This is a genomic window from Marinomonas sp. FW-1, from assembly GCF_005222245.1.
GTDB lineage: Bacteria > Pseudomonadota > Gammaproteobacteria > Pseudomonadales > Marinomonadaceae > Marinomonas > Marinomonas alcarazii.
On sequence record NZ_CP025987.1, the window covers coordinates 603786 to 616122 of the forward strand.

Genomic DNA, 12337 nt, shown 5'->3' on the forward strand with positions numbered 1-12337 from the left:
TAGCTTAGCGTATAGACGCTAAGCTAACGCAAAAATGGCCGTCTTTATTGGTTAGCAAAAGCGATTCGAGTGAGGTTCTCGGGCTGGTCATTTTTCACTACTACGTTGTCTTCGATGCGAATGCCGCCATAAGGCATGAAGTGTTGGATGCGCGTCATGTCACAACCATGATTAGGGATTTCAGCTTGCATTTTATCCAGTAGCATCGGAATAAAATACAGTCCCGGTTCTATGGTGATCACCATGTTTTTTTCTAGTGTTCTGGTAAGACGTAAAAAGGGAGCGTGCTCGTCAGGCATGCTCATAGTGCCCATCTTATCTGCTTGATGTCCGCCAACATCATGAACTTGTAAGCCTAGTAAATGCCCTAAACCATGAGGAAAGAAGACTTGTGGGATGCGTTTAGCGAGTTGCTCTTCGACGCTTAATGCGCAAATTTTATGTTCGTGTAGCAAAGACGCAATGCCAGCAAGGGTGTCTTGATGCAAATCTTTAAAAGCCACACCAGACATGGCGCTGCGGCAAAGCTTTTGCTCCATTGTATCTAGATCATTGATCAAAGCGTTAAAGTCATCATCATGACGAGTAAAAGTGCGAGTAATGTCACTTGCGTACCCGTGTTCGTTGGCACCAGCGTCAATTAGCAATGTACGAGAGTCAGAAAGTTTCTCGGTGGATTTATGCTCATAGTGCAGAACGGCAGCGTGCTCGTTTAAACCAACGATTCCTGGGTAAGGCTCTTGTGTGGCAGTTTGTTGGCTGGCTTTTAAAAAGGCTAAATGGATCTCCAGCTCGCTCATGCCCGCTAAGAAAGCTTCTTTCGCCGCGATATGACCAGCTGCGCCGCGAATGCTGGCTTGACGCATGGCTTGGATTTCGAAGTCTGTTTTTACTGCTTTATCGAAATCTACATAGGCTTTTAAGCCTTCATAAGCAACAGCGAATGACATGGCTTGAGGGCCAAGCCATGCTGTTTGTTTTGGTAAGTTTGCAAACCATTTGTCTGTTTTTCTGGCGGTAATAATGTTCCAGTTCTGTTGCCAATCCCCACTAGGAACAGGGTTGGGAGCGTGCCAGAAATCGTCACGAATAGGCCAAACTAACGTTGGTTTTTCGCCTGTTTTTAGCACCACATAGGTTTCTGCGCCTAGGGTAAAAGGTAGCCACTGTTGAGCGCCAGAATAGGCATGAAAAGGGTGAGTGTGGTCATCCTGAAAGTAATAACTTTTTTCCCCTGAAGCTAAAACAATGGCGTCTAAGTCGAAGTGCGCCATAGCGGCTTCGTAGCGATGTGAAAGAACGCTAAGGTGTTCTTGGTAGGCTGTCGTCATAGAAAACTCATGTATATCAGTAGTGTTAGATCGAACGCAGGCTTGTGTCCTTTTAGCCTGCGTTATGTCGTATTCAGGGGGAATGATGTTCGTTAGGATACGCTAAAAATGGCGTGTTTTGACATTACTTTTTTGTTGTCACTTTATTGAACGCAAACATTAAAATACGAAAAGTCACGAACCCACAAAGTACGGAAATGAAGGCCAACAATAAGTCGTTTTCTGTATGCCAGAAAAGCTTAAAAATATAGAAAAATACGATGGTTAGAAGGATGCGTACCAGGCTATCGATCAATGGATAAAGTTTTGTCACGGTTGTGTTTCCTTATGGTCCAAAGGAGAAAATAAAGACTGTCCCATAAAATGTCTATTAAGCCAATTATTTGATCGGCAAATACACGCAGGTTACGTAATCTTTGGTGATATGCGTTTGTAATGGCCCGACTTCGAAAAATTCCACACCATAGCGTCGGCGATTCACACGTATGTTGTTTAAGCGCATAAAGGTATAGAGCACGTGCCAAGCTAGGGACAAGTTCTGATAACACCCTGTGTAGCGTAGGTGCAAATAGTTGCCGCGTAAAATGATTCGCTCGGGAGTGAGTTCACAGGGCGCTAAATTCTGTATAGGGATGCCAAGCTTGCCCGAAAAATAATGATGGATAATGTCTGCTTTCTTATAAAGAGCGAAGCTGGGGCCCGCTGGTGGGTTTTCTGGGCCCAGTTCGGTCATTAAATCATGAAATCCTTGGTCCATTTTTTGAGACATTGGCTGATTGTTTACAACGAAAGGGCGGGTGACGGCATCGATATGATCTAACTTGGTTTGCGCCAACCATTCGAATGTAGGGGCGTTGTATTCATGGTCTGATGTCGTGTTGTATTTGCTCAGATATGACAGGACTTTTAATAGTGCCAATTCCGCGTCTTTATCCGCTCGGATATTAAAAGCACGTTGTTTCCAGCGTTGAAAGAATGGCAAGTTTCCGGCGATTTGGATGGTCACTAAAGTGCGATCTTTTTGTTTGGTTAGATCAATATTGAAATGCACGTCGCATGGGTAAAAAGCGGGCGCTTCTAATAATGTATGAAAGTAATGAGCCCCAGAACGTGACGGTTCTAAAGTGATATACCCATCTTTAATCAACGTCCCTTGCCATGCTAAACAAGAAGGCGATATGGAGTGAATACCCGAATTTAAGTATTCATAATCAATGTGGGCTTTCGGCTCATAAAGCAGCCAAGGCAACCAGCTTTGCCAGTTGGTTAAGTCGCTTAGGTCTTCTGAAATAATATCGATAGGGGCGTCAATAACCGCATTTTGACGGCTAAAAAACCGACCTTTTAAGAAAATAAGATACGCAAATATTAGAGCACTTAAAAACGTAACCAGTAGTAACATGACAACCATATTTGCCTCACTTTTCATGTGCGTATGCAGCATTCGATTTAGCGTTTATCAGCTAATTTTTATCATTAGGCAATCAGAATCTTGCTTTTTACAGCATAGTGTTTAATGTCACTATTTTGCAAGAGAGCGTTTTTTGAACAAGTTTTGTGATACCTAAGAGGCTATAAGGAGATCGTTAAGATGAAGTCGACATTAGTATGGGATTGGCCTGTGCGAATTAGCCATTGGCTGATAGTGCTTTTGTTTACTGGACTCATTGTCACAGGGAAATCAGAAAGCGATTATGTCCAGTACCATTTTTATATGGGCTATGGTTTGTCTGCGGTGATTATTGCTCGTGTGCTTTATGGTTTTTATGGTTCTTATTACGCGCGTTTTAGTCAGTTTGTGAAAGGCCCAAAAGCGGTTTTTCGTTTCGCTAAGTCTATGTTGTCTGGTCGACCTAAAAAGTATTTAGGTCATAACCCTGTTGGCGCTTTAATGGTGGTAGTGTTGTTTCTAGCCCTTTCCATTCAGTGGGGAACAGGGTTATTTACGAGTGATGAAATCTTTTGGTTTGGGCCGTTTTATTCTTTGGTTTCAGAGGAGTTGGCGAGCCAGTTGGCCTCTATCCATCATTTCTTGCCTAACGTCTTGCTTGGCTTAGTCGCCATACATGTTCTGGCAGTGCTTTATCATGAATTATGTCTTAAAGAGCGCCTTATTGATGCTATGGTGCACGGTCGTAAAAAGCATCAAACGATGGCATCGGTTGAAGTAAAAACGCCTCGTTGGGGTGTTATTTTCTCATTATTAATGGGGCTTTCTTGGTTAGCGGCACTTTGGATGATGCCCATTTAATAGCCCATATTTTAAGATGTATAGACAAGTTGATTGTTTGTTATAATCGACTCGCTATATAATCATTTTTTAATCTTCTGACTATTTGGAATCTTGAGTGTCTGACGTAACAATTCACAATTTAGCGAATCTATTTGATGATTTACCTGATGCGCCTTTGCCTATATATGCCAAGCTTAAGCAGGCCATTTCGCTGAAAATCTCATCGGGTGAATGGCAGACAAACCAACGTATTCCATCTGAATCGGAAGTGGTAAAGGCATTGGGCGTGAGCCGCATGACGGTGAATCGAGCATTGCGTGAATTAACCGCAGAAGGTTTTCTGGTTCGTCATCAAGGCTTGGGAACTTTTGTTGCGGAGAAAAAAGCCCATTCCGCCTTATTTGAAGTGCATAACATTGCGGAAGAAGTGGCGGCACGAGGCCATAAGCATCGTTCAGAGCTACTTGTTTTAGAGTCGACTAAAGCGAGCATGGAAGAGGCCATGACATTGGGAGTTCGTACCAATCATGGGATTTTCCGTTCTGTTGTGTTGCACTTTGAAAATGATTTGCCGATTCAAATAGAAGAGCGCATTGTGAATGCCACATTGGCACCTGATTACGATAAACAAGATTTTGCCAAACACACGCCTTATGAATATTTAATGAGCGTGGCACCAATGACAGAAGGTGAGCACTTGGTAGAAGCCATTTTACCAAATGCGGTTGAATGCGAGCGCTTACAAATTCAAGCCTCAGAACCTTGTCTACAAATAAAACGCCGCACTTGGGCGGGCGATGACATTGTCACCGCCGCGCGTTTATTGCATCCTGGTTCTCGTTTTCAATTATTTGGTCATTTTGGCCGCTAATTCAACTTGTCAATTTTGATAAACACGCCACGGCCATTTTTTAATGTGGCGTTTCTACTTTCTGTACCAATCACCATACTGTGTGCTTTGACCTGCAAGGCGTCTGTCTTCTCTGTTGCCAATACACTGTCTTCAATGGCGTAAAAACCACTGAACAAGGTGTCGTCATTTGTAAATGAGAGAGAATGGGGCGCAGTGCATGCTTGAACTATGGCTTGCGTGTCAGTGTCTCTCACCATGATGTTCAGGTCTTCAATCTTGCCGTTTTTCAGTGTGGCACGAGTTTCATCCCCGCCGGAAAAGCGCGCCATGTCCAATGGCTTGTTGAGAGTATTAAGTTGGCGCTTGCTACCACTTTTGTGTTCCAGGTTCATGCCTTCGCCAGACAGCAAGACCAAAGTGCGATGCAGTCCGCTGAAATCAGAAAATACGCCATCTTCCACGACAGAGGCTTGGCTGATACGAAAACGAAGGCCTATTTCATCTTCATGGCGTTGAATTTCTAAGGTTTCCCCAAGGCCATTTTTCCATGGCATTCGCTGGTATTGTGATTGTTCGATAATGGTGAGATTAGGCATGGTACATGGCCTTTTTAATGACTTGAGTAAAGGCCAAGCGGCTGCTTTCTTCTTGCTGGTGGTGGAAGTTTTGGATGGTGTGATTGCCAGCGACAAAAACGTCTTTCACTAGGTTTTCATTGGTGGCGAATAACCAGCGGTTGAGTAGATCTTTTGCTTCGCTTGCGGCGATAAAAGGATGAGACTCATCCAGCACCATAAAGTCCGCTCGGTTGCCTTTGGTTAATCCTAATGACACGTTGCAGGCTTGGTTGCCGCCCAGCAAAGCCTGCTGATAAAGATTGTCGCCAACGCTGGTTTGGTCGAGACGATACAAGCGGTTGCGCTGCTGATCCCGTAGACGTTGTCCGTATTCATACGTCCGTAACTCTTCGACAATCGATAAACTCACGTGACTGTCCGAGCCGATGCCCCAGCGGCCGTTTTCTTGCTCGAAGGCGACGCCTGGGAAAATACCATCGCCTAAATTCGCTTCGGTAGTAGGACAAAGTCCTGCTACCGCTTGGCTCCTCGCAATGGTTTGGCGTTCGGCATCAGTTAGGTGGGTAGCGTGAACCAAGCACCAACTCGCATCTAAACCGATTTCATTATGCAGCCATTCCACTGGACGTTGTCCGCTAAAGGCTAGACTGTCTTGCACTTCTTTTTGTTGCTCAGCAATATGAATGTGAACCGGACAATCTTTGGCAAGAGATTGTAATACCCTTTCTATTTGCGGTTTGGTCACTGCGCGCAGCGAGTGAAAGCAAATACCCAATTTATGAATAGGATGATTGGCGAGTGTTTTATCGCAGGATTGATGTAACGCCAAATAAGAATCTGTGCTGTTGATGAAGCGCGCTTGTCCGGCGTTCGGTGCTTGTCCACCAAAGCCCGAGTGAGAATACAGCACAGGCAACAGTGTTAAACCCATTCCTGATTCGTTCGCAGCAGAAATGATCTGATTCGCCATTTCTCCGATCTGGCCATAATGTTTGCCGCCAGCATCGTGATGCAAATAGTGAAATTCCCCGACCTGTGTGTAACCGGCCTTCAGCATGTCTATGTAAAGTTGTTTGGCGATAATGTACGCATCTTCTGGCGTGAGTTTTTGTACGATTTTGTACATTAAATCGCGCCAACTCCAAAAACTATCGTTTGGGTTCAAACTGACTTCTGCTGCGCCTGCCATGACTCGCTGGAATGCGTGAGAGTGAACGTTGGCAATGGTTGGTAAAACGGGACCAGATAAAACGTGACACTCAGCCGTCGGTGCACAGTCTGTTTTAAAAGAGTGAAACTGGCCATCTTTTACAGAGAAAAGTACCTCTTTTGCCCAACCAGATGAAAGCAAAGCGCGTTGTGCAAAAAAGTATTGAATGCTATCGCAATGAGTTGATTGTTGGCTCGTCACAAGTCATTTCCTAATGAATATCGATGATTCGAGTGTAATAGAAAATATAATGTATATACAAGTGTGTTTTTTAGCAGTTTATGAGCTTGTAATTCTACTGTGTATTTTGTGGTTGTTTCTTAAGGTTTTTTTCATTTCATGAGTGATGCTTTGCCCATTTATGTGGATTTTTACTCGATCTATTTTAAAAAATGGCTTGCATCTATAAAAATTAGATTTTATCTTAATGTTAATTGTATATACATGTTCGTTAAATCTTCCTTTAAGCAGAATAAAAAAGACATTCTTTGATAGGTGAAAAAATGACTAAACAAACACTCGCTCAAAAACGTTACCGCGCTGGTGTCGTGAAAGCCGCAACAGGAACGACATTAACCGCCAAATCTTGGCTTACAGAAGCGCCAATGCGTATGTTGATGAACAACCTAGATCCTGATGTGGCTGAAAACCCAGAAGAATTGGTGGTTTACGGCGGTATCGGTCGTGCAGCGCGTGATTGGGAGTGTTATGACAAAATCGTTGAATCCCTAAAAGAGCTAGAAGAAGACGAAACCTTGTTGGTGCAATCGGGTAAGCCAGTAGGCGTATTCAAAACCCACAGCAACGCACCACGAGTACTGATAGCGAACTCAAACCTAGTGCCACATTGGGCCAACTGGGAACACTTTAATGAGTTGGACGCGAAAGGTTTGGCAATGTACGGCCAAATGACAGCGGGCTCTTGGATTTACATTGGTAGCCAAGGCATTGTGCAAGGTACTTACGAAACTTTCGTTGAAGCCGGTCGTCAGCATTACGATGGCAAGTTAGCGGGTCGTTGGGTATTAACAGCGGGTCTTGGTGGCATGGGCGGCGCTCAGCCTTTAGCGGCAACCTTGGCTGGTGCGTGTTCATTGAACATCGAATGTCAGCAAAGCCGCATTGATTTCCGCCTTCGTACTCGCTATGTTGACGAGCAAGCGACAGACCTAGACGACGCTATGGCACGTATCAAAAAATACACCGCAGAAGGCAAGGCTGTGTCTATCGCGCTTTGCGGTAACGCGGCCGAAATTCTACCAGAAATGGTAAAACGTGGTATTCGCCCAGACATGGTGACAGACCAAACCTCGGCCCACGATCCATTAAACGGCTACTTGCCATTAGGCATGAGTTGGGAAGAATACCGAGCAAAATCTCAGACAGAACCTCAGGCCATTGTAAAAGCCGCGAAACAGTCCATGGCGAAACACGTTCAAGCCATGTTGGACTTCCAAAAAATGGGCATTCCAACCTTTGATTATGGTAACAACATTCGTCAAATGGCGATGGAAGAAGGCGTAGAAAATGCGTTTGATTTCCCAGGCTTTGTCCCTGCTTACATTCGTCCTTTGTTCTGTCGTGGTATTGGGCCTTTCCGTTGGGCCGCTTTGTCTGGTGATCCAGAAGATATTTACAAAACCGATGCCAAAGTAAAAGAATTGATTCCTGATGATGAGCATCTACATCACTGGTTAGACATGGCCCGTGAACGTATTCAGTTCCAAGGTTTGCCAGCACGAATTTGTTGGGTGGGTCTTGGTCAACGTGCGAAACTTGGCCTAGCCTTTAATGAAATGGTTCGTAGCGGTGAGTTGTCTGCCCCGATTGTTATCGGCCGTGACCATTTGGACTCTGGTTCTGTCTCCAGCCCAAACCGTGAAACAGAAGGCATGCAAGATGGCTCTGATGCGGTATCGGATTGGCCACTATTGAACGCGTTGTTAAACACAGCTTCTGGCGCGACTTGGGTCTCTTTGCACCACGGCGGCGGTGTGGGGATGGGCTTCTCTCAGCATTCAGGCATGGTGATTGTGTGTGATGGCAGTGACGATGCGGCTGAGCGTATTGCTCGCGTGTTGCATAACGATCCAGCGACCGGTGTGATGCGTCATGCGGATGCAGGTTATGATATTGCCATCGATTGCGCGAAAGAGCAGGGGCTTAACTTGCCAATGATTACTGGTAAAAAATAAGGCGTTTCATAACCATAGCCACGATTGTCATTCCCGCGAAGGCGGGAAACCAGTGGTGTTGTATAAATAGGGTTATTTTCGATGACCATAAGTAATTGATTCCCGCCTTCGCGGGAATGACGTATGTACATAACTTAGTGTTAGTCCTATGAAACACCGATACCTCGCCCCGTAGGGCGATGTGGTTCATTAAATCAATAACTAAAAACTTAAAATAATATTGCAGAACATCGCTTAGAAACTGGAGAACACCATGTTTGAATTAACCATAAAACCAGGCCAATTGACGCTGAATGAATTGCGTCAAATCAGCCGTCGTCACGTTAAATTGGCCCTAGACGAAAGCGCTTTCCCTGCGATTCACGCCAGCACACAAGTGGTTAACGATGTGATTGCACAAAACCGCACGGTATACGGTATTAACACTGGTTTTGGGTTGTTGGCGAATACACGTATCGCGCCAGAAGATTTAGACGAGTTACAACGCAGCATTGTGTTGTCTCATGCGGCGGGCATTGGCGAATTAATGGAAGACAAAACCGTTAAATTGATCATGGCGCTGAAGGTAAACAGCTTGGCTCGTGGTTTCTCGGGCATTCGTCTGGAAGTGATTCAAGCTTTGCTGACTTTGATTAATAAAGAAGTGTATCCATGCATTCCGAAGAAAGGATCGGTAGGCGCATCGGGCGATTTAGCACCGTTGGCGCATATGAGTACGATTCTATTGGGAGAAGGCAAAGCTCGCTATCGTGGCGAAGTAATCTCTGGCCAAGCGGCTTTGTCTATCGCAGGGCTTGAGCCAATTGCTTTAGCGCCTAAAGAAGGTTTGGCGTTGCTAAACGGTACGCAAGCATCAACTGCGTTTGCCTTAGAAGGTTTATTTGAAGCGGAAGATTTGTTCGCTTCTGCTGTTGTGTGTGGCTCTTTGTCTGTGGAAGCGGCGCTTGGTAGCCGTAGCCCATTTGATGCGCGAATTCATGAAGTACGTGGTCATCAAACACAGATAGATGCTGCAGCAGCGTATCGTCATCTATTGGGGGAAACATCAGAGCTAGGCGATTCTCACCAAGGTTGTGAGAAAGTCCAAGACCCGTACTCTCTGCGTTGTCAGCCGCAAGTGATGGGCGCATGCCTTGAACAAATTCGTAGCACAGCAAAAGTACTGTGTGTCGAGGCCAATTCCGTATCGGACAACCCATTGGTGTTTGCAGAAGAAGGCGACATCATTTCTGGTGGTAACTTCCACGCAGAACCGGTTGCTATGGCGGCCGATAACCTTGCCTTGGCGATTGCCGAAATTGGTAGTTTGTCTGAGCGTCGTATGGCGTTATTGATCGACAGTAACTTGAGCAAACTGCCTCCATTTCTAGTAGACAATGGTGGTGTGAACTCTGGTTTCATGATTGCGCAAGTAACGGCAGCGGCCTTGGCGAGCGAGAATAAAACCTACGCACACCCTGCGTCTGTTGATAGCTTACCAACATCAGCGAACCAAGAAGATCACGTTTCTATGGCGACTTTTGCGGCACGCCGTTTGAAAGACATGGCGGAAAATACTCGCGGTATCTTGGCTGTAGAGATTCTATCTGCCGTACAAGGTTTGGATTTCCGTGCGCCATTGAAGTCTAGCAAACGGTTAGAAAATGCTCGTGCAACACTGCGTGCTCGTGTGCCTTTCTATGATAAAGACCGTTACTTCGCGACTGACATCGAAAAAGCCAATGAGCTGTTGTTGGAAGCGGTGCATAACGACGTTATGCCAGAAGGTTTGTTGCCAAGTTTAGCGGTTTAAGAAAAGGAAAAGTTATGACAAGCGATACTCCAATGAAGTTAGACAGCTTATGGCGCGGTGCTCATATCGCTACCATGAAAGATGGCTTGTATAGCGTGATTGAAAACGCAGCGATGGGTGTTGTCGACGGGCGTATCGTTTGGATTGGCGAAGCGCAAGATCTGCCCGTCTATGAGGCTCAAACAGAGCATGAGTTAGAGGGCGGTTGGATTACGCCAGGCTTGATCGATTGTCACACGCACCTTGTGTTTGGTGGTAATCGAGCAGGTGAATTCGAACAACGATTGAATGGGGTAAGTTATCAGGAGATTGCCAAGCAGGGAGGTGGCATTGCTTCCTCTGTTAAGGCAACTCGTGATGCCAGCGAAGCGGAATTAATCGCCAGTGCATCGCGTCGTTTGCAAAGTCTAATGGCGGACGGCGTGACCACAGTTGAAATCAAATCTGGTTATGGTCTGTCCCTCGAATCAGAGCTGAAAATGCTGAATGCGGCGACGGATATTGGCAAACAGTTTCCCGTGACGGTGAAGCGCACCTGCTTGGCTGCCCACGCTATGCCGCCAGAATTTGACGACAAAGACGCGTACATTGATTATCTTTGTGACACCGTTTTACCAAAAGTTGCCGAGCTTGGCATAGCGGATGCGGTTGATGCCTTCTGTGAAGGTATTGCCTTTAGCACGGAACAGGTCGCACGCTATTTTAAAACAGCTGACTCGCTAGGCTTGCCGGTGAAAATCCATGCGGAGCAATTGTCTTCGTTAGGCGGCACTGCTATGGCATCGTCTTTCAAGGCTTTGTCAGCGGATCATATTGAATTTATTGAAGAATCAGACGTAAAAGCCATGGCAGAATCGGGCACGGTTGCTGTGTTATTGCCGGGCGCGTTTTTCACGCTAAAAGAAACACAACGCCCACCGATCGCCTTGCTGCGCCAATATGGTGTGCCCATGGCGATAGCTACGGATGCAAACCCTGGAACCTCGCCCGCGTTATCGCTTCGACTGATGATGAACATGGCTTGCACCTTATTTGCTCTAACCCCCGAAGAATCCCTTGCTGGCGCGACGATTCACGCTGCAAAAGCATTGGGAATGGAAGCGTCTCATGGTAGCTTAGAAGTTGGAAAAGTTGCCGACTTTGTGTGTTGGGACGTAGAAAGTCCTGGCGAGCTAAGCTATTGGTTGGGAGGCAACTTAGTAAAAGAAAGGGTTTATGAAGGTAAAAGTAGCTAAGGGGAGATCGTATAATGACCACGCATGCATCATTAACTGTGCCTGCATTTGAATTTAGCCAAGGAGATTCGCCGTTATTGGTGAGTATGCCGCACTCAGGGTTAAATTTAACCTCGGAAGTACAAGCAGGACTGACCGATCAAGCCAAAAAGTTACCAGATACGGATTGGTTTATACCTGAGCTTTATGACTTCTTAGAGTCATTGGGAGTAGGTTGTATCAAGGCAAATTACTCTCGCTTTGTCATCGATCTGAATCGTCCTTATGATGATAAGCCGCTTTACACCACTAAAACGACAGGTTTGTTCCCTGATATTTTGTTTGAAGACAGTCCCGTCTTTGTGGAAGGCAAAGCGCCAAGTGACGAACACAAAGCGTTTTGTAAAGAGCATATTTGGACGCCATATCATGGCACGATTGAGCAAGAACTCGCTCGACTCAAAGCCAAATTCGGCTACGCAATCTTGTTCGACGCACACAGTATCGCCGCCGAAGTGCCGATGTTGTTCGATGGGAAACTTCCTGATTTCAACTGGGGGACAAACGAAGGCAAGTCATGCCACGAAGACCTTGCCAATGTCGTCACGCAAATACTGCGACCGAACTACACGCAAGTACTCAATGGGCGTTTTAAAGGCGGCTATATCACTCGTCATTTCGGTCAACCAAGTGAGGGAATTCATGCTATTCAGCTCGAGCTTTCTCAAGCGACTTACATTAATGATGAACTGGCAAAACAATCGGAATACCAGCTCGACGAGAACAAACGTCCTTACATTATGCAGCAGCTGAAAGACGTGATTGAGGCTTGTCAGCACATTCGTTTTTAGCCTCAGCTGTTTTATAGCTTAAGAATCCCTATGTTGTGAAAACGGCATGGGGATTTTTGTTTTTATGGCATTTGGCCTCT

General features: G+C 45.7%; 10 protein-coding genes. 6 read left to right on the top strand and 4 right to left on the bottom strand.

What is annotated here, in order from left to right; all coding sequences use genetic code 11:
• Positions 1–44 precede the first annotated feature (44 nt).
• Together pepQ and C1X04_RS02785 are read right to left on the bottom strand one after the other, a co-directional pair.
• The gene (gene pepQ / locus C1X04_RS02780; RefSeq protein WP_137169118.1) at positions 45–1331 is read right to left on the bottom strand and encodes a Xaa-Pro dipeptidase; all 1287 of its coding nucleotides are present in this window, start codon (positions 1329–1331) and stop codon (positions 45–47) included.
• A 379-nt stretch (positions 1332–1710) separates the two neighbouring features.
• Complete coding sequence (locus C1X04_RS02785; protein ID WP_110575979.1) at positions 1711–2742, bottom strand: AraC family transcriptional regulator; 1032 nt, start codon at positions 2740–2742, stop codon at positions 1711–1713.
• A 180-nt stretch (positions 2743–2922) separates the two neighbouring features.
• Here C1X04_RS02785 and C1X04_RS02790 point away from each other — a divergent pair, with 180 nt between their 5' ends.
• Positions 2923–3582 (top strand): cytochrome b/b6 domain-containing protein, encoded by a 660-nt coding sequence (locus C1X04_RS02790; RefSeq protein ID WP_110575977.1) that lies wholly within the window; start codon positions 2923–2925, stop codon positions 3580–3582.
• A 97-nt stretch (positions 3583–3679) separates the two neighbouring features.
• Positions 3680–4435: a histidine utilization repressor gene (gene hutC / locus C1X04_RS02795; RefSeq protein WP_110575975.1), complete on the top strand. Its 756-nt coding sequence runs from the start codon at positions 3680–3682 to the stop codon at positions 4433–4435.
• Here hutC and C1X04_RS02800 read toward each other — a convergent pair.
• Positions 4432–5013: a HutD family protein gene (locus tag C1X04_RS02800; protein WP_110575973.1), complete on the bottom strand. Its 582-nt coding sequence runs from the start codon at positions 5011–5013 to the stop codon at positions 4432–4434. The two genes, hutC and C1X04_RS02800, sit on opposite strands and share 4 nt — an antisense overlap.
• On the bottom strand, positions 5006–6406 hold the full coding sequence (locus C1X04_RS02805) for a formimidoylglutamate deiminase (RefSeq protein ID WP_110575971.1): 1401 nt from the start codon (positions 6404–6406) through the stop codon (positions 5006–5008). The genes C1X04_RS02800 and C1X04_RS02805 overlap by 8 nt, the downstream gene beginning before the upstream one ends.
• 302 nt (positions 6407–6708) lie before the next feature.
• On the opposite strand from C1X04_RS02805, the gene hutU reads away from it, so the two are divergent.
• The 4 genes from hutU to hutG all read left to right on the top strand — a co-directional run bounded on the left by hutU (position 6709) and on the right by hutG (position 12257).
• Positions 6709–8400: a urocanate hydratase gene (gene hutU, locus C1X04_RS02810; protein WP_110575969.1), complete on the top strand. Its 1692-nt coding sequence runs from the start codon at positions 6709–6711 to the stop codon at positions 8398–8400.
• Positions 8401–8653: 253 nt separating this feature from the next.
• Entirely contained in the window at positions 8654–10192 is a 1539-nt protein-coding gene (gene hutH, locus C1X04_RS02815; RefSeq protein WP_110575967.1) for a histidine ammonia-lyase, read from the top strand.
• 14 nt (positions 10193–10206) lie between these two features.
• The gene (gene hutI, locus C1X04_RS02820) at positions 10207–11427 is read left to right on the top strand and encodes an imidazolonepropionase (protein WP_110575965.1); all 1221 of its coding nucleotides are present in this window, start codon (positions 10207–10209) and stop codon (positions 11425–11427) included.
• A gap of 14 nt (positions 11428–11441) precedes the next feature.
• A complete protein-coding gene (gene hutG, locus C1X04_RS02825) occupies positions 11442–12257 on the top strand; it encodes an N-formylglutamate deformylase (protein ID WP_110575963.1) in 816 nt (271 codons plus the stop codon).
• Positions 12258–12337 lie beyond the last annotated feature (80 nt).